Origin of the sequence: Bacillus sp. CBEL-1 (assembly GCF_004348885.1) — a bacterium.
GTDB classification, from domain to species: Bacteria; Bacillota; Bacilli; order Bacillales; family Bacillaceae_H; genus Priestia; species Priestia aryabhattai_A.
Genome location: NZ_SBIM01000013.1, coordinates 1,291,913 through 1,310,129, shown reverse-complemented (window position 1 = coordinate 1,310,129; position 18,217 = coordinate 1,291,913). Strand labels below are relative to the sequence as shown.

General features: G+C 38.1%; 24 protein-coding genes. 21 read left to right on the top strand and 3 right to left on the bottom strand.

Annotated elements, in window-relative coordinates; translation table 11 throughout:
* The first annotated feature begins 29 nt into the window (after nt 1–29).
* From spoIIAA to lysA, 11 genes are all read left to right on the top strand, one after another.
* A complete protein-coding gene (gene spoIIAA / locus EPL02_RS16620) occupies nt 30–380 on the top strand; it encodes an anti-sigma F factor antagonist (RefSeq protein WP_094910701.1) in 351 nt (116 codons plus the stop codon).
* On the top strand, nt 380–823 hold the full coding sequence (spoIIAB, locus tag EPL02_RS16615) for an anti-sigma F factor (protein ID WP_094910700.1): 444 nt from the start codon (nt 380–382) through the stop codon (nt 821–823). The genes spoIIAA and spoIIAB overlap by 1 nt, the downstream gene beginning before the upstream one ends.
* A 12-nt stretch (nt 824–835) precedes the next feature.
* Complete coding sequence (gene sigF, locus EPL02_RS16610) at nt 836–1,594, top strand: RNA polymerase sporulation sigma factor SigF (RefSeq protein ID WP_094910699.1); 759 nt, start codon at nt 836–838, stop codon at nt 1,592–1,594.
* A 135-nt stretch (nt 1,595–1,729) separates the two neighbouring features.
* Entirely contained in the window at nt 1,730–2,350 is a 621-nt protein-coding gene (locus EPL02_RS16605) for a stage V sporulation protein AA (RefSeq protein ID WP_131888258.1), read from the top strand.
* Entirely contained in the window at nt 2,340–2,762 is a 423-nt protein-coding gene (locus EPL02_RS16600; protein ID WP_094910698.1) for a stage V sporulation protein AB, read from the top strand. The genes EPL02_RS16605 and EPL02_RS16600 overlap by 11 nt, the downstream gene beginning before the upstream one ends.
* 17 nt (nt 2,763–2,779) lie before the next feature.
* Nucleotides 2,780–3,238, top strand: coding sequence for a stage V sporulation protein AC (gene spoVAC / locus EPL02_RS16595; protein WP_094910697.1), 459 nt, complete (start codon nt 2,780–2,782; stop codon nt 3,236–3,238).
* Nucleotides 3,239–3,256: 18 nt separating this feature from the next.
* Nucleotides 3,257–4,270 carry a stage V sporulation protein AD gene (gene spoVAD / locus EPL02_RS16590; protein WP_131888257.1) on the top strand — a complete coding sequence of 338 codons (1,014 nt, stop codon included), beginning with the start codon at nt 3,257–3,259 and terminating at the stop codon, nt 4,268–4,270.
* A 2-nt stretch (nt 4,271–4,272) separates the two neighbouring features.
* Nucleotides 4,273–4,623, top strand: a complete 351-nt coding sequence (gene spoVAE / locus EPL02_RS16585; RefSeq protein WP_025909085.1) for a stage V sporulation protein AE — start codon at nt 4,273–4,275, stop codon at nt 4,621–4,623.
* 10 nt (nt 4,624–4,633) lie between these two features.
* A complete protein-coding gene (gene spoVAEA / locus EPL02_RS16580) occupies nt 4,634–5,215 on the top strand; it encodes a stage V sporulation protein SpoVABEA (protein ID WP_094910695.1) in 582 nt (193 codons plus the stop codon).
* The gene (locus EPL02_RS16575) at nt 5,193–6,674 is read left to right on the top strand and encodes a spore germination protein (protein ID WP_286175477.1); all 1,482 of its coding nucleotides are present in this window, start codon (nt 5,193–5,195) and stop codon (nt 6,672–6,674) included. The genes spoVAEA and EPL02_RS16575 overlap by 23 nt, the downstream gene beginning before the upstream one ends.
* Nucleotides 6,675–6,839: 165 nt before the next feature.
* Nucleotides 6,840–8,159: a diaminopimelate decarboxylase gene (gene lysA, locus EPL02_RS16570; protein ID WP_131888256.1), complete on the top strand. Its 1,320-nt coding sequence runs from the start codon at nt 6,840–6,842 to the stop codon at nt 8,157–8,159.
* Between the two features lie 31 nt (nt 8,160–8,190).
* Here lysA and EPL02_RS16565 read toward each other — a convergent pair whose 3' ends face one another.
* Nucleotides 8,191–9,066 (bottom strand): DUF1002 domain-containing protein, encoded by an 876-nt coding sequence (locus EPL02_RS16565; protein ID WP_094910693.1) that lies wholly within the window; start codon nt 9,064–9,066, stop codon nt 8,191–8,193.
* 258 nt (nt 9,067–9,324) lie between these two features.
* Between EPL02_RS16565 and EPL02_RS16560 the strand changes: the two genes are divergently transcribed.
* Together EPL02_RS16560 and EPL02_RS16555 are read left to right on the top strand one after the other, a co-directional pair.
* Nucleotides 9,325–9,759, top strand: coding sequence for a peptidylprolyl isomerase (locus EPL02_RS16560; RefSeq protein ID WP_131888255.1), 435 nt, complete (start codon nt 9,325–9,327; stop codon nt 9,757–9,759).
* Between the two features lie 201 nt (nt 9,760–9,960).
* Nucleotides 9,961–10,314: a GNAT family N-acetyltransferase gene (locus tag EPL02_RS16555; RefSeq protein WP_025908338.1), complete on the top strand. Its 354-nt coding sequence runs from the start codon at nt 9,961–9,963 to the stop codon at nt 10,312–10,314.
* Nucleotides 10,315–10,334: 20 nt separating this feature from the next.
* Here EPL02_RS16555 and EPL02_RS16550 read toward each other — a convergent pair whose 3' ends face one another.
* Entirely contained in the window at nt 10,335–10,859 is a 525-nt protein-coding gene (locus EPL02_RS16550; RefSeq protein WP_131888254.1) for a DUF309 domain-containing protein, read from the bottom strand.
* A gap of 74 nt (nt 10,860–10,933) precedes the next feature.
* Entirely contained in the window at nt 10,934–11,029 is a 96-nt protein-coding gene (locus tag EPL02_RS16545; RefSeq protein WP_076512182.1) for a YjcZ family sporulation protein, read from the bottom strand.
* A 178-nt stretch (nt 11,030–11,207) separates the two neighbouring features.
* On the opposite strand from EPL02_RS16545, the gene EPL02_RS16540 reads away from it, so the two are divergent.
* The 8 genes from EPL02_RS16540 to resB all read left to right on the top strand — a co-directional run bounded on the left by EPL02_RS16540 (nt 11,208) and on the right by resB (nt 18,206).
* Nucleotides 11,208–11,969, top strand: coding sequence for a segregation/condensation protein A (locus EPL02_RS16540; RefSeq protein WP_131888253.1), 762 nt, complete (start codon nt 11,208–11,210; stop codon nt 11,967–11,969).
* Nucleotides 11,966–12,538: an SMC-Scp complex subunit ScpB gene (scpB, locus tag EPL02_RS16535; protein WP_131888252.1), complete on the top strand. Its 573-nt coding sequence runs from the start codon at nt 11,966–11,968 to the stop codon at nt 12,536–12,538. The genes EPL02_RS16540 and scpB overlap by 4 nt, the downstream gene beginning before the upstream one ends.
* Before the next feature lie 166 nt (nt 12,539–12,704).
* Nucleotides 12,705–13,841, top strand: a complete 1,137-nt coding sequence (locus EPL02_RS16530) for a D-alanyl-D-alanine carboxypeptidase family protein (protein ID WP_094910688.1) — start codon at nt 12,705–12,707, stop codon at nt 13,839–13,841.
* A 1-nt stretch (nt 13,842) separates the two neighbouring features.
* Nucleotides 13,843–14,442: a nucleoside recognition domain-containing protein gene (locus EPL02_RS16525; RefSeq protein ID WP_094910687.1), complete on the top strand. Its 600-nt coding sequence runs from the start codon at nt 13,843–13,845 to the stop codon at nt 14,440–14,442.
* Nucleotides 14,439–14,972, top strand: coding sequence for a spore maturation protein (locus EPL02_RS16520; protein ID WP_094910686.1), 534 nt, complete (start codon nt 14,439–14,441; stop codon nt 14,970–14,972). Before EPL02_RS16525 ends, EPL02_RS16520 begins: the two co-directional genes overlap by 4 nt.
* Before the next feature lie 126 nt (nt 14,973–15,098).
* Nucleotides 15,099–15,824 (top strand): pseudouridine synthase, encoded by a 726-nt coding sequence (locus tag EPL02_RS16515; protein ID WP_094910685.1) that lies wholly within the window; start codon nt 15,099–15,101, stop codon nt 15,822–15,824.
* 225 nt (nt 15,825–16,049) lie between these two features.
* On the top strand, nt 16,050–16,571 hold the full coding sequence (gene resA / locus EPL02_RS16510) for a thiol-disulfide oxidoreductase ResA (RefSeq protein WP_131888251.1): 522 nt from the start codon (nt 16,050–16,052) through the stop codon (nt 16,569–16,571).
* A gap of 12 nt (nt 16,572–16,583) precedes the next feature.
* On the top strand, nt 16,584–18,206 hold the full coding sequence (resB, locus tag EPL02_RS16505; RefSeq protein WP_131888250.1) for a cytochrome c biogenesis protein ResB: 1,623 nt from the start codon (nt 16,584–16,586) through the stop codon (nt 18,204–18,206).
* Nucleotides 18,207–18,217 lie beyond the last annotated feature (11 nt).

The window sequence follows — 18,217 nt, the reverse complement described above, 5'->3', positions numbered from 1 at the left end:
GACTATACGACTGATAGGAGGTTTGTATAGTGAGTCTTTCTATAGAACTTGAATTAAAACAGGATGTGCTGTTAGTTCGATTGGGTGGAGAATTAGATCATCATGCTGCAGAGCATTTAAGAGCACGCATTACAGAAGAGTTAGAACAAAATGCGATTCAGCACTTAATTTTAAACCTTGAGAACTTAACGTTTATGGATAGCTCAGGTCTTGGGGTTATCTTAGGAAGGTACAAGCAGGTTCGAAACAATGGAGGAGAAATGGTTGTATGTGCAATCTCTCCGCCGGTCGAACGCCTCTTCAATATGTCTGGTTTATTTAAGATTATTCGCTTTGAGCCAAGTGAACAAAATGCGCTACAGAAGCTGGGGGTGGCATGATGAAAAATGAAATGCACCTTCAATTCTCAGCTCTTAGTCAAAATGAATCATTTGCACGGGTGACGGTGGCAGCTTTTATTACGCAGCTTGATCCTACAATGGATGAATTAACGGAAATTAAAACGGTTGTTTCAGAAGCCGTAACGAATGCCATTATTCATGGTTATAACAATAACGCAGAAGGTATCGTACACATTGACGTTACGCTTCATGATAATGGAATGGTTGAACTTACTATTAAGGATGACGGTGTGGGAATTGATGATGTTGATGAAGCTACGCAGCCTCTTTACACAACAAAACCTGAACTTGAGCGTTCTGGAATGGGTTTTACAATCATGGAGAATTTCATGGATGAAATTAACGTCGTATCTGCGCCTTTAGCGGGAACAACTGTCTACTTAAAAAAACAATTAACAAATAGTAAAGCGCTATGTAATTAAGGAGACTTGCCGATGGATGTGGAGGTCAAAAAGGAAAAAAATGAGCCGTATTTAAAAGATCATGAAGTGAAAGACCTCATCAAGCGCAGTCAAAAAGGTGATCAGAATGCTAGGGATACAATTGTTCAGAAAAATATGAGGTTGGTTTGGTCAGTGGTACAGCGATTTATTAATCGAGGGTATGAACCTGATGATTTATTTCAAATTGGCTGTATTGGCTTACTTAAATCAGTCGATAAGTTCGATTTATCCTATGATGTAAAATTTTCAACCTATGCAGTTCCAATGATTATTGGTGAAATACAACGTTTTATTCGAGACGATGGAACAGTGAAAGTAAGCCGTTCATTAAAAGAAATGAGTAATAAAATTCGAAAAGCAAAAGATGAATTATCCAAAATGCTTGGGCGCGTTCCCACTGTGGCAGAAGTTGCTGAACATTTGGATTTTACACCTGAAGAAGTTGTTATGGCACAAGAAGCAAATCGAGCACCTTCTTCTATACACGAAACTGTTTATGAAAACGATGGTGATCCAATTACGCTTCTTGATCAAATTGCTGACCATAGTGAAGCAAAATGGTTTGATAAAATTGCGTTAAAAGAAGCTATTGAAGAGCTAGAAGAACGTGAAAAGCTCATTGTATACTTGCGTTATTATAAAGATCAAACGCAATCAGAAGTTGCGTCTCGTCTGGGAATTTCGCAGGTGCAGGTATCAAGGCTCGAAAAGAAAATTTTAAAACAAATGAAAAGTCAAATGAACGAATAAAGAGTGGTAGGTTATCTATAACCTGCCGCTCTTTTTTTGGTAATTAATGGTCTGTTGTGAAACTCTGAATTAGAAAATTTAAGTAAATACATACTACACGTACAAGGAGGATAACGAATTGTAGGTGTGATGTAAATGGATAATACTTTATATATCAAAATGAGGCATCGCGTGCAGGTCGAACCAAATGCAATGGTTAAACTTGGACAGCTAGCTCTCTTGATAGGTGAAGAATCAATCGAGAAAGAATTTGCTCAGCTCAGCGTGTATAAGGTGAAAAAGAGTGATCGTAACATTATCATCATTGATTTAATGAAAGTAATTGCATTATTGAAGAAGACTTATCCTCACCTTGATGTTCAGACAATTGGTCCTGCTCAAACGATTGTTGAAGTAGTTTATAAAAAAAAGCAATCGTCTTTTATCGCGTTTATAGCTGTTTGGTTTCTATTGTTTATCGGTGCGGCCATGGCCGTCATGAACTTTCATGAAGATGTTAGCATGCAGCAAGTGCATCAAAAATTGTTTTATATGCTGACTGGAATAAAGGATAAGCAGCCTTTAGTCATTCAGATCCCCTATTCATTTGGCCTTGGTTTAGGCATGATTCTCTTTTTTAACCATGTGTTTCGTAAGCGAATTAATGAAGAGCCTAGTCCTCTAGAAGTTGAAATGTTCAATTATCAGCAGGATTTAGATCAGTATGTCATTATGCATGAGAATAAAGAAAGTATGAAGAATTTAGATGATCGCTAACATTGTATTTACCATAATTGTAGGATTTGCTAGTGGGCTAGCTGTAGGTGGAGGATTCGTTGCTTTTTTAACAGTACTAGGTATCATTCCAAGGTTGATGCAGCTTACAAAAACAATGAAATATATTCAGTTTTATGAGTGGGCTGTTGTTGGAGGAGCAGTAGCTGGGGGTTGGTGTAGTTTACATCAATATACATGGAGCATTCCTTCACTATTTATTGGCGTTATTGGGTTAGCGAGTGGTATTTTCTTTGGCATGCTCGCAGCTGCCCTAACGGAAATGCTAAATGTATTACCCATCTTAACAAAGAGAATAGGAATGGATGGAAAGCTTATTCTATTATTAATGGCCATTGTAATGGGGAAAGTTTTTGGATCGCTTTTTCACTGGGTTTATTTTGTTAATCAATAAAAAGGAGTGGATACTAAGTGGCAGATAATCAAAAGCTAAAAGATAACTATCAAGAGAATATAAAATCGTTTCAACCAAAGCCTCCTTATGCGTTGAATTGTCTAAAAGCTTTTATCGTTGGAGGGTTGATATGTGGGTTTGGGCAAGCTGTCCAAAACTTTTATATCACGTTTTTTGATTTTACGACAAAAACAGCAGGGAATCCAACAGCAGCAACGCTCGTGTTAATTTCAGCCATCTTAACAGGTATTGGTGTTTACGATCGAATTGGTCAGTTTGCGGGTGCTGGATCTGCTGTACCAATTACTGGGTTTGCAAATTCAATGACGAGTGCAGCCTTAGAACATAGAAGTGAAGGAATTGTTTTGGGAGTTGCCACCAATATGTTTAAGTTAGCTGGGAACGTTATCGTTTTTGGAGTTGTAGGTGCTTATATCGTCGGAATGATTCGATATGCGTTTAAAACATTTCTATAAAAGGAGAGGGGAAAGCACATGAGAAAGGCTGGAAAACAAACATGGGTATATGAAAATCCTGTTTATATTAATGCAGCTGGTACAGCTGTTGGGCCTAAAGAAGCGGATGGTCCATTAGGGAGTACCTTTGATATTACGCATAAAGATTTACATTGTGAAGAATCGAATTGGGAGTTAGCTGAGCGTAAGCTTATGCGTGAATCCATTGACTCATGTTTGGGAAAGGTGAATTTATCGTATGAGGACGTAGATTTGTTTTTAGCTGGGGATCTTTTAAATCAGAACGTAACGGCTAATTTTGTAGCAAGAGATCATCAAATTCCATTTCTTTGTATGTTCGGAGCCTGTTCTACTTCGATGGAAACGTTAGCAACCGGAGCAGCACTTGTTGATGCAGGGTTCGCTAACCGTATTATAGCCTCTGCTAGTAGTCATAACGCCACGGCAGAAAGACAGTTTCGATATCCGACTGAATATGGAGGACAAAAGCCTGATACTGCGACCGCAACGATTACAGGAGCAGGAAGCGCGCTCGTTTCTAAACAAAAGAGTTCTGTTCGCTTAACATCCGCTACTATAGGGCGAGTAATGGATTATGGAATTAAAAATCCTTTTGATATGGGTTCAGCTATGGCTCCAGCAGCTGCAGATACGATTCAAAAACATTTTGAAGATTTACAGGTGTCTCCCGATCACTACGATTTAATCGTTACGGGAGATTTATCAGGCGTTGGTAGTCCAATTTTAAAACAGTTATTAAAAGATGAAGGATATGATGTTTCAGAGAACCATAATGATTGTGGGTTAATGGTTTATCGTCCAAATCAAAACGTGTTTGCTGGAGGAAGTGGATGTGGTTGTTCGGCTGTTGTCACATATGGACATCTGCTTAATGAATTAAAGTCCGGAAACTTAAAACGAATCTTTGTTGTTGCAACGGGAGCATTACTTAGCCCAACGATGACGCAGCAAAAAGAATCAATACCAACCATTGCACACGGTGTCGTAATGGAACATGTTGAGGAGGGATAATTGTGGATTATGTTATTGCTTTTGTGGTAGGAGGAGCAATCTGTGTAATCGGTCAGCTGTTGCTGGATTTTGCCAAGCTTACCCCTGCTCACGTTATGAGTTCCTTTGTAGTAATTGGGGCTATTTTAGATGGATTTGGGATTTATGATAAATTTATTGAATTTGCTGGAGCAGGCGCCACGGTTCCAATTACAAGCTTTGGTCACTCGCTATTACACGGAGCTATGCACCAAGCAGATGAACACGGCTTTATTGGAATTGGAATTGGTATGTTTGAGCTAACATCCGCAGGTATTTCAGCAGCTATTTTATTTGCTTTTATCATCGCGCTAATCTTTAAACCAAAAGGATAAGAGGTGTGACATGAAAAAAAGGCAAGTTATTTTAGTTACCGATGGAGATGAATACGCACGGAAAAATATTGAGTACATTGCGAAAAAGGTGGGCGGGAGATGTATCTCAAAGTCCTATGGGAATCCAACCACTCTAACCGGTAAAGAAATTGTTGGCATGATTTTAGAAGCACCGTATGATCCTGTATTTGTAATGTTCGATGACAGTGGCTTTGTTGGTGAAGGTGCTGGAGAACAAGCGCTCAGGTATGTAGCGACGAATAAGCAAATTGATGTATTAGGGGTTATTGCGGTAGCTTCTAGAACCCATCAAAGTGAATGGTCCAAAGTAGATGTTACCATCGACCGTTTTGGTGAACTAACGCATTATGGTGTAGATAAAAGTGGTATTCAAGAGTTGGAAGTTGGGCGAATAAATGGTGACACGGTTTACTGTTTAGATGAGCTTGATGTTCCGCTTATTGTCGGAATCGGAGACATTGGCAAAATGGCACGTATGGATGATGTAAAAGCCGGGTGCCCAATTACAGAACAAGCTGTACAGCTGATTTTAGAAAGGAGTGGGTTCAGTGAGCGAAAAAGTGGAAAATAAAACAAAAATTTTTCCAAAGATTCAACAAAACGATGAATGGTATAAAAAGAACGCTAGTATGATTACAAGCTTCGACGTAGGTGTTCGTAAACTGCTTATACTAGGTCGAGAAGTGCATGTATACTACGTAACAGGCCTTTGTGATAGTGCATTTATTATTGAGATTACCAAAGTGCTTGTTCAAATTAATGATAATGAAGTTGAGCAGGCAAAGTTAAAAGATATTATTGAAAATCGTTTAATTCATCAACAGGTTAAGCCTTTAAGAACACTAGACGAAGGAATGGATACAATTTTATCAGGCCTCATCTTTGTTCTTATTGATGGAGAAGAAGTAGGTTTTGAAGTTGATGTAAGGATGTATCCAGGGCGTTCGCCAGAAGAACCAGATACGGAAAAGGTTATTCGCGGTGCACGCGATGGATATACAGAGAATATTATCGTCAATACAGCATTAACTCGCCGTCGAATCCGAGATGGAAGACTACGCTTTGAAATCTTTAAAGTAGGTGAACGTTCCAAACTGGACGTAGCAATTGGTTACATAGATGAAATTGCAGATCCTGGACTTGTGGAAACTATAAAAAAAGAGCTTACTTCTATTAAAGTAGATGGTCTACCTATGGCAGATAAATCGCTAGAAGAGTATTTGGTCAAACAAGGTTTTAATCCATTTCCTATGGTACGTTACACGGAAAGGCCAGACACGGCTGCTACGCATTTATTAGAAGGACATGTTATCTTAATTACAGATACATCGCCGAGTGTCATTATTACGCCAACGACGTTTTTTCATCATATACAACATGCAGAAGAATATAGACAAGCTCCTGCCGTTGGCACATTTATTAGATGGGTAAGGTTGTTGGGGATTTTAGCATCTTTATTTTTATTACCATTATGGTTATTGTTTGTTTTAGAACCACAGCTTTTACCACCGGACCTTCAGTTTATAGGGCCAAATGAGGAAACAAATATTCCAACTGTTGTTCAGATTTTCTTAGCTGACTTAGGGGTCGAATTCTTAAGGATGGCCGCCATTCATACACCAACTGCTCTAGCCACCGCCATGGGCTTGATTGCAGCTGCTCTCATTGGACAGATTGCCATCGATGTAGGGCTTTTTGTACCTGAGGTAATCTTATATGTAGCCGTAGCAGCAATCGGTACATTTGCTACTCCAAGTTATGAATTGGCCATTGCAAATAAAATGATTCGTTTAATGCTCTTGATAGGTGTAGCAGCTTTTCACACGCCTGGATTTGTCATTGTATCCACGCTGTATTTAATTCACCTTGTGAGCTTAAAGTCGCTTAATACACCTTATCTATGGCCATTTATGCCGTTTAACCCTAAAGCATTGCTTCAGGTTATTATTCGACCATCAGTACCATCTGCTAAATCAAGACCGAGTATTGTGCATCCACAAGATAAAGATCGTCAGCCAGCAGAGTCGTAAATCTAGTATCTGTCTCTTGTTTATTTAGCAATATGTAGTTGAAACCTGTAAAAAAATGTGATAAGTTTGTTTTAATTATGTAAAATAATAAATCTTTAGACAGTTAGCAGCTCTTTATGCTGTCAGCTGTCTTTTTTACAATATATAAAGGAACGGGGTAGAAGGATGTTTTTACATGGTACAAGTCGCATTAATGAACAAGGTCATCTAGAAATCGGTGGTGTAGACGCGATTAAGCTAGGAAAAGAGTTTGGAACGCCTCTTTACGTATATGATGTCGCTTTAATTCGTCAACGCGCTAGAGGGTTTAAAGAAACTTTTGAAAAACACAATATCAAAGCGCAGGTAGCATATGCAAGTAAAGCCTTCTCAACCGTTGCAATGGTACAAGTAGTAGACCAAGAAGGCCTGTCCTTAGATGTTGTATCTGGAGGAGAGCTATATACGGCGCTGGCAGCTAATTTTCCTAAAGAACGCATTCACTTTCATGGCAACAATAAAAGCAGAGCTGAGTTAGAAATGGCTATTAAAGAAGATATTGGGTGTATTGTTGTAGATAATTTCTATGAAATTGCTCTTTTACAAGAGCTTACAGAGCAGCATGATAAAAAAATGCCCGTACTATTGCGCTTAACACCTGGTATCGAAGCTCATACGCATGATTATATCTTAACTGGGCAAGAAGACTCTAAATTTGGTTTTGATCTTCAAAATGGTCAGGCTGATGAGGCAATTAAAGCCGTGATGGAAAGCAGTGGACTTAATCTTTTAGGAATTCACTGCCATATTGGTTCACAAATCTTTGAAACAACAGGATTTGTTATGGCGACTCAGAAACTCTTTTCAAAAATGAAAGAGTGGAAAGAAACAATTGGCTATGTGCCGGAGGTACTTAATCTTGGCGGAGGGTTCGGCATTCGTTATACAGAGGAAGATCAGCCAATTCCTGTTTCCGAGTATGTAGAAGTGATTATCGAAGAAGTTAAAAAGCAATCAGCACAGCTAGATGTTCCAATTCCAGAAATTTGGATTGAACCTGGACGTTCACTCGTAGGAGATGCAGGGACAACACTTTATTCTGTTGGTTCACGCAAACATGTCCCAAATATTCGTGAATATGTAGCGATTGATGGAGGGATGAACGATAATATTCGACCAGCATTGTATCAAGCAAAGTACGAAGCTGCTCTTGCGAATCGAATGAATGATGTGAAAGATGAACTTGTATCAATCGCTGGGAAATGCTGTGAATCTGGAGACATGTTAATGTGGGACTTGTCGTTGCCAACAGCGCGTCCAGGTGATGTTTTAGCCATGTTCTGTACCGGTGCATATGGTTATTCAATGGCGAGTCAGTATAATCGTTTACCTAAACCAGCAGTTGTATTTGTTGAAGATGGAGATGCTCAGTTAGTTGTGCAGCGTGAAACGTATGAAGATATTATTAAAAATGATCTAAAATATAACGTTGCGTTAAAAAAATAAAAAAACGGTTGCCGTAGAGGCAGCCGTTTTTTTATGAGAATAAGGCTTTAATAGCATCAATGATACTAACAAAGAAGTTCTTTAGTTTATCAAGAAACGATTGTCCTTCTTCAGACTGTAAAAATGTTGTTACTTTCTCTTTAGTAGCTGACAATTGATCTTTAACTTGATTCCAATCAATATCTAAGTCTTTTAAACGATTGAAAAAATCAACGAGTGCGTTGAGCTCAGAGTCTGTTAAGCTAATGCCTAAATCATTGGCTACACGCTCGATTAAAGCACGCAAATCATCTTTTGTTTGTGGGTTTTCCTTGGCAATTTCTTCTTTTATTGTGGCCATAAATTCAGCTGCTTTTTCTTTTCCTACTTTTTCACCAAGTTCAGCTGTTTGGACCATCTCTTCGTTAGCAGCTTTTTTAACCTCTTCAGGTATTTTTTTATTTGTTTGTACTTCATAGGCTTTCATAATGCCTGTTAATGCAGCAGTACCTGACACTTCAAAAGGTGCCGTGATTTTAATGTCAGCATCTTTTACACCTGCAGTCATTAAAGCATTTAGATACATATCATCGGTAATGGATGTAATGTTTTGAGTTGCTACACTTAAGCCTGAATCTTTTGCAGTAAGCGTAATGCTTGAAGATGAAATCGCTCTAGAGCCAATGGTTGCTTTTGGAATAAAGTCACCTAAGTACTCATGCTCTTCGGCATTTGATACAGTAATGGTTTGCGCATTTTCAGGCGCTTCAAGATCTTTTAATACTTTTTCTTTTTGCGCAATTGTTAAGTCTTCTCCTAACGTAACAATAACGTCACCTACGGCTGCGTCTGCCAAGCTTTTTATTGGTGCAGTTAAAAATAAAACCAAGCTCATAGTAAGCAAAATTACTTTTATATAAGGCTTCATAATTTTTTCCTCCTTTAACCATATCCTATTATAATACGATTTTAGATAATGCGATAGTTTCATCCCACGCTATTTATTAAACGAAGAGAAAACAAGAAAGTTTCAAAAAAAGAAAAATTCGCTGATGGGTTGAAGAAAAGTGATTCGTTGAATTTAGATATTCACTTATAGTACAATAAGATGAAACATTGTAAGAGCGTGCATAGTTACTTATGTACAACCATAAGTGTTGAAATACATAATTTGGAGGTTTTACACATGAAAAAAGCAAGTATTTTAATGGAAAATGGAGAAAAAATCCTAATCGATTTATTTGAAAACGAAGCGCCTGGAACAGTTGCAAACTTTGAAAAATTAGCAGCTGAAGGTTTTTACGATGGCGTAACGTTTCACCGTGTAATTCCTGGATTTGTATCACAAGGTGGAGATCCAACAGGAACAGGTGCTGGTGGCCCTGGTTATACAATTAAGTGTGAAACAGAAGGAAATCCTCACAAGCATGAAGCGGGTTCATTATCAATGGCTCATGCAGGAAAAGATACAGGAGGAAGCCAATTCTTTATCGTACATGAGCCACAACCACACTTAAATGGCGTGCATACTGTATTTGGTAAAGTAACAGAAGGTTTAGACACAGTATTGAAGATGCGTAACGGTGATGTAATGAAAGAAGTTAAGGTGTGGGAAGAGTAATATTCTGATTCTGTAGTAACTCAAGATTAGCTTGAAAAGAGCGATAATAGAGCGCCTTGTAAGTTGTGAAATCGACTTTACATGTCGCTCTTTTTATGTGAATTTACGGTGATGTTGCTATTATTTCATAAATTTTGTATGATAAAAGCATTAGAATTAACGAACACATCGTAGGAAAGTTTGAGAACGAGGGAGAATTTTATGCTTATTCGCTATAAAAGAAGTCATGAAAAAATTGCTATGGGTCTTCTGTCGTTTGTGCCAACTGAAAAGGATTTAAAAAAACTTCAGCAAACGATGAAAGATTATGAGCAAAACGAAAATCGCCAGCTATATTTATGGAAACAGGGAGAAGACTTTATCGGTATTGTTGGAGTCTCAATTATTGATCAAGATCTAGTTGAGGTTCAACATGTGAGTGTCAATCCATCTCATCGCCAGCAGGGGATTGGAAAAGAAATGATTAAAGCACTTCAGCAGATGTATTCTAATGCTCAAATTAAGCCTAGTGAGTTAATTGCACCGTTTTATGAAAAATGTCAAAGTGAACAATAAAAAGCAGAGCTGTAGTAGTTTTAACTACGAGAAGCTCTGCTTTTTCGTAATTTCTTTGCGCGCTCTGCGATAATAGCTGTTCGATCACGCAGCTTATGACGGTGAATAAGGTGTTCATCCTGCAAATTAGATGGTGTAAGCCATCCGAATGTTTGAGCTAAAGGGTGTGCTTTGCATTGCTGAACAAGATGCTCATCGATAATTGGCATATTTAAACTTTGGTAAGGCTTTGAAGCCTGTATCAAACGCAAATGTTTAGTGAGCATGCTAATTAAATCGATTGGTTGTAGACCAATCTGAAGTAGTTCTTCATGGTGCGCATCAAGAATTGAGATTGCTTTTTTTATCGTACGTTCAGCACCTGCGTAGTTACTTCTTCGATGATGATACAACGAAACAGCAACTTGAATGAGCCCAACCCATAAAATATTGCGATGTCCAGAATCAGCAGCTTTCCAATGTTCTTCTAGTACTTCATGGCATTCGAAATAATCTCTGTTTGTATGAAAATAAACAAGATAATCTATATATGGTTTTGGATACATAGCTGATAACCTCCTAATGCCAGTGTAACACAAAAAAAGTGTCCAGCTAAACTGAACACATTTGGGTCATTTTATTAAAAGTGTAAGCAAGCGCATCCGATGATCACTAATAAAATAAACAATACAATAATTAAAGAAAATCCTCCGTTATAATCATGCTTGTGAGTCATGAGAATTCCTCCTTCGAGTTATCAAAATGCTATTACCCTGACATCATATGTTCATTTTTACGTTTGGTATGGGCGAATGACCTATCTTTCCTAGAAATTATATTGGACATGTGTCTAGAATCCTCTATACTAATGATAGTGCAACTTATGACTAAATGATAATTTTGGTGGGATAGAATTGGAATATAGTGTGAAGGTAGATGCTTTTGAAGGACCGCTAGATCTCTTATTGCATCTTATTAACCGATTTGAAATTGATATTTATGATATACCAGTAGCAACGATTACCGAACAATACATGATGTATATACATACGATGAACGAGCTTCAGCTAGACGTGGCAAGCGAATATTTAGTAATGGCTGCGACGCTTATTCAAATTAAAAGCAAAATGTTATTGCCAACATACGACGAAGACGACATAGATGATAGTATGGATGATGTAGAAGAAGATCCTCGCGAGCAGTTAATGCAACAATTAATCGAATATCGAAAATTTAAAGAAGCTGCTGTTGAACTTCAAAAGCTTGAAGAGACACAAACGCATATTTACGCGAAGGCACCTAGTAACTTACAGCAGATAAGTGATGAAAAACCGGCGCAGCAAGGTAGTGGAGATTTAGATGTGTCGCTTTATGATATGCTCAGTGCTTTGCAGAAACTGATGAAGCGAAAGCAGCTACAAAAGCCAGTTCAAGCAAGGGTAGCTCGACAAGACGTCCCAATTGAAAAAAGAATGACGGAAATTGTATCCGTACTTCGGAAAACAAAAGGAAAACAAAGTTTTTATACGCTGTTTCCTTATCCTGAACGCAATCATATTGTGGTAACGTTCTTAGCCATCTTAGAACTAATGAAAAAGAATGAAGTCATCGTAGAACAGTCAAATAACTTAGATGAACTATACGTTGCATATCAAGAAAGGAATGATGAAAGATGAGTAAACAGCATATCTCTGCAGCTATCGAAAGTTTACTATTCGTTGTAGGAGATGAAGGGCTATCTATTAAGCAACTGCAAGAACTTCTTGATGTGTCGAAAGACGAAGTGAGTATAGAACTAGATAAATTAATGAAAGAGTACGAGAATGATAAGCGAGGTCTTCAACTAGTAGAGATTGCTGGACAATTTCAATTTGCAACGAAGCAGGAATATGCTTCTTATGTGGAGAAATTAATTGAAACGCCACCTGCTCAATCCCTATCTCAAGCTGCACTCGAAACGCTTGCAATTGTGGCATATCGCCAACCCATTACGCGAGCTGAAATTGAAGAAATTCGAGGTGTGAAAACTGAAAGGCCGCTTCAAACGCTAATAGGAAAAGCACTTTTAAAGGAAACGGGACGCGCAGAAGGAGCAGGCCGAGCGATTTTATATGGAACAACAAAAGAATTTTTAGCTTATTTCGGCTTAAAAGATTTGAGTGAATTGCCACCGCTTCCAGAAGAAGAATCAGGTGCTGAACAGGAAGCAGACTTGTTTTTTAGAACGTTTCAAGAAGCTGAATAACTTACTTGATGAAGAACACGATGAGCAAACATCGTGTTCTTTTTATGAATAAATAAGAAGAATATTACAAATAAGATAAAACTTGAAAAATACCTTCGCGTAAATAAATCATAACATGAAAACAAATGCATAAACTTGTACAAACAGATAAAGGGACGGGGATGACATGCGAAAAATAAAGCAAAGCATTATTTGTTTCATGATTTTATTTTTAGGTCTAAGCAGTTTGCCTCCTACTACATATGCAGCAGGTGTAAGCGCCCATAGTGCAGTTTTAATTGAGCAAAAGTCTGGAAGAGTTTTATACGAGAAAAATGCTGATGCCATTAGTCGTATAGCAAGTATTACGAAAATTATGACGGCTATATTAGCAATCGAATCTGGCAAAATTGATCAAACAACAACCGTTAGCCCTCGAGCAGTAGGAGTAGAAGGGTCATCCATTTATTTAGTTGAGGGTGAAAAAATTAAGCTCAAAGACTTGGTATACGGGCTCATGATGAGGTCCGGCAACGATGCGGCTGTAGCGATTGCTGAAACAGTGGGTGGAAGCGAAGAGGGATTTGTGTATTTAATGAATCAAAAAGCAAAAGAAATTGGAATGACTAATACAACATTTCAAAATCCTCATGGCTTAGATGATCATGAAAATCATCGTTCAACGGCTTACGACATGGCAATCTTAATGCGCTACGCGATGAATAATAAGACGTTTAGAGAAATTTCAGGAACGAAAGTTTACAGAACACCTCATCCCGAAGAAAAATGGGATCGAGTGTGGAAAAATAAAAATAAATTATTGACGAGCTTATATGCATACTGCACAGGTGGTAAAACTGGATATACCAAGCTAGCAAAGCGAACGCTGGTAACAACGGCCACAAAAAATGGAATGGATTTAATAGCTGTTACGATTAATGCACCTAGCGATTGGAATGACCATATCTCGATGTACGAAGGGGCTTTTGACACTTATAAAATGACAAGCTTAGCTCCAAAAGGAGAATTAAAAGGTATTGAAGATTCATTTTACAAAAAGAAGCTTGAAATAAAAAGAGATGTTGTATATCCACTAACAAAAGATGAGCAAGAAACCGTTAAGTTGAAAACAATTCTAATTAAACCTCAAAAAGAATGGAAAGAAGGAAAGCCTGTTCCAAGCGTTGTAGGAGAATTACAGGTGACGCGAGATGGTGATTCGATAGGCAATATCCCAATTTATTTTCACAGTGAGCCAAAGAAAGAAGAGGGGTTCTTCAATAAGGTAAAGAATTTATTTTTAGTTTATCCAGGAGCACGATAAGATGGTCAATATCATTTGGATGTTGCTGACGATTATTGGAATTGTATTTGCAATCATTAATGGAAAGATGGAGGCAGTTAACAAAGCAATTTTTCAAGGGGCAGGAGAAGCCGTTACCATCAGTATTGGTTTAATAAGCGTATTAGTGTTTTGGCTAGGTATTATGAACATTGCACAGCACGCTGGATTATTAGAAAAATTAGCAAAGTTGTTTCGCCCCATTATTGGAAGGCTGTTTCCTGATATTCCAAAAGACCATCCTGCTTTAGGGTATATACTGTCTAATATGATGGCTAATATGTTTGGTCTGGGTAATGCCGCTACCCCGCTTGGGATTAAAGCAATGGAGCAGTTAAAACAGCTAAATGGTAATAAGGATGAAGCGAGCAGGTCAATGATTACGTTACTAGCGCTCAACACAACCAGTCTAACACTAATTCCAACAACTGTTATTGCTATTCGAATTACGTATAATTCCGCCAATCCAACAGAAATTGTAGGAACGACACTTCTTGCAACGGTTGTCGCTACAATGGGAGCCATTGTCATTGATCGTTATTTCTACCATCGCCGCATGAAAAAAGGAGGCGGACGTAGATGACCTTATTAAATCAGATTTCCATTATGTTTATCCCTCTTATTGTAGGGTGTATCCTTTTATATGGAACATATAAAAAAATTCCAACTTATGAACGGTTTGTAGAAGGCGGGAAGGATGGTTTACAAATTGCGTTTTCTATTATTCCTTATCTTGTCGGGATGCTCGTCAGTATTTCAATCTTTCGAGCGTCTGGAGCATTAGATTTCTTTTTAAACTTTATGAAGCCATTTTTGAATGCGGTTGGCGTGCCTGCTGATATAGTCCCACTTGCTTTAATCAAACCAATTTCAGGAACTGCTGCTTTGGGTATTACCACCGATTTAATTTCAACGTATGGACCGGATTCTTTTATTGGGAGATTAGCTTCTACTATGCAAGGAAGTACTGATACCACTTTTTATATTTTAACCGTTTATTTTGGAGCCGTAGGGATAAAGAAAATGGGCGATGCTCTAAAGGTTGGTTTGTTAGCGGATTTAGTAGGTATTATCGCATCAGTTGTAATTGTTATTCTTGTTTTTGGGTCATAATAAAGGTAAAAGAAAGCAAGCTTGGCATGCTTTCTTTTTTTGTATGAGAAAATTAATAGGTATTTGTTGTACAGGCTTGTATATTAGAGAGTAAACAAGTAAGATGTTACAAGAGGTGAGATATAAATGGAACGATTACAAAAAGTAATTGCTCATGCGGGTGTTGCTTCAAGGCGTAAAGCTGAAGAGCTTATTACGCAAGGACGAGTAACGGTGAACGGAAAAGCAGTAAAAGAGCTAGGAACAAAGGTAGGACCTAACGATAAAATTGAAGTGGACGGTGTACCATTAGAGCGTGAGGAACCGGTCTATTTTATGTTATATAAGCCAAGAGGCGTTATTTCAGCAGCGAAGGACGACAAAGATCGAAAAACAGTTGTAGACTTTTTCCCCCACGTTGAAGAACGTATTTATCCAATTGGGCGCTTAGATTATGATACGTCAGGTCTAATTCTTTTAACAAACGATGGTGAATTCGCCAACCTGCTAACGCATCCAAAGTACGAAATTGATAAGGTGTACGTAGCAAAAGTTAAAGGTATTCCACCACGTGAAAAAATTAGACAGCTACAAAGAGGTATTATGCTTGAAGATGGAAAAACATCGCCTGCGCGTGCAAAAGTTCTGTCGATTGATAAAGGAAAACAAACAGCTATCGTAGAGCTATCGATTCATGAAGGTAAAAACCGCCAAGTTCGTCGCATGTTTGAAGCGATTGGTCACCCTGTTTTAAAGCTAAAGCGTGAGCGCTATGCGAATTTAGATTTAAGAGGTTTAAATGCAGGAGAAGCAAGAGAATTAACGGCTCATGAGGTAAAGCAACTGTATACGAAAGCACAAACAGGTAAATAAGTATAAAGAGGCACGTTTAGCTAATGGTATAATCCGTCAGCTAAACGTGTCTTTTTTTATGAAGACGTATACCTAGAGATGGCAAGTGAGCTTTCTGTCGATGGCTGATTAAACAAATAAGTGTGTCACATAACCTTCATAATATTTTTCCCTTTACGAATGCGAAAAAATGCTATAATTGTAAGAAAACGCATAATGAAAACGATTTAGAGGAGTTCGATTGGGATGAAAAAACGTCGCTTATTTATTCGTACTACGATTCTAACTATTTTATTAGTTGCCGTCGGCTACACTCTATATACGCAATTTATAGCTGACAAGCAAGCCTTTTCAGTAGGTGATCAGGCTCCTAACTTTGCGCTCCAAGATTTAGAAGGCAATGAGCATAAGCTTTCTGATTACAAAGGTAAAGGCGTCTTTTTAAATTTTTGGGGCACGTGGTGTAAACCTTGCGAAAAGGAAATGCCTGTAATGGAAGCGCAATACGCCAAGTATAAAGGTCAGGGTGTTGAAATTTTAGCTGCAAATGTTGGTGAAACAGATGTTGCTGTTAAGCAGTTTGCAAACCGCTATGGATTATCCTTTCCGATCCTAATGGACAAGGATTCACAGGTTCTCCATGCATACGGTGTAGACCCGTTACCAACTACGTTTTTAATTGATAAAGATGGAAAGATTGTCGATGTGTTTATTGGAGGGTTAGATGAAAAACGAATTCAAGAGTACATGGAATTAATTAAGCCGTAGGGAGTTTTTGCTATGAAACAAATACGATGTGAATGCGGTCATCAAAATAAAGAAGGAACCGTGTTATGTGAAGCGTGTGGGAAGCCATTAAATGAAGAGGCCTCAAAGCAACTGGTTGATATGCGATACGAAGGAAGTGCAAGGCGGTCACAAACATATAATAAAACAATCATTGATAAGATATGGAACTTTTTCTCCTCAGTAAAGGTAGGTGTTTGGATTATTATCCTTACACTTACAGCATCAGCTCTAGGAACGATTTATCCACAAGAAATGTACATACCACCAGGAACAACAGCAGTTCAATATTATGAACAAGAGTACGGATGGACGGGAAAACTCTACTATGAACTAGGATTTCACAATTTATACGGTTCATGGTGGTACATGCTTTTAATCGCATCACTTGGTATATCATTAGTCATTGCCAGCTTAGATCGAGTTGTTCCACTTTATAAATCACTAAAATATCAAAGGGTAAAAAAACACGCAAATTTCTTGAAAAAGCAGCGTTTATTTAGCGTCACGAAGTCATGGACAGATGAAGACTATGAAACTTTGAAAGAACAGCTGAAAAAGCGTCGATATACGGTTCGAGAAGAAAGCGGAAACATATTGGCTGAAAAAGGAAGGTTTTCAAGATGGGGACCTTATGTCAATCATGTTGGGCTTATTATTTTCTTAATCGGCGCCATGCTTCGGTTTGTACCTGGCATGTACGTTGATGAAGTGCTGTGGGTACGAGAAGGTGAAACAAAGGTAGTGCCCGGTACTGATGGGGAATACTATTTAAAAAACAATGCGTTTAAAGTTGAAATGTACGATAAAGACACGGAAAAAGAAGTTTTTCAACAAGCGATTGACCGAGTCGGTAATCAAACGATTGTAAAGAATTATCAAGCTGATGTGACACTATACGAGCGTGAAGGGGACAGTATTCCTGGACAAACGCCAGAATTAAAAGAATTAAAGGATAAAAGCATTCGTGTAAATGAACCTTTAAAGCACGAGGGTTATGCCATTTACCAGGTGGATTATAAGCTTAATGAGTTTAACGCCATGTCATTTCATTTAACAAATAAAGAAACGGAAGAAAATATTGGCCAATTAACAGTTGATTTATATAATCCGCAGGAAACATATAAGCTTAAGGATGGTTATAAAGTAGATTTAATTAGTTATTTCCCAGACTTTTACTTAAATGATGACGGAAATCCTGATACCAAAACGCGCGTACCGAATAATCCAGCCTTTGTGTTTAAAATGTTTTCACCTGAGCATCCCAAAGGTGAGGTAGCACTTGTCGCTATTCAACAAAACCTAGAGCCACTTGGTGAAAATGACTATAAAATGTCCTTTGCAGGTGTGGATACAAAAAATGTAACAGGTTTAACAGTGAGGAAGGATTATACACTTTGGGTTTTAGGCCTTGGAGGTGCCATCTTTATGATTGGTGTCATTCAAGGAATGTATTGGAATCATCGTCGACTATGGATTCAAAGAGTGGACAATGAGCTCTGGTTAGCTGCTCATACAAATAAAAACTGGTACGGTTTAAAAAAAGAGCTAAATCAAGCAATTCAACAGACCAAGGTTATGCCGTTGCATGATCAAATGGATAAAGACAAGGGGTAGGAGGAGACAAA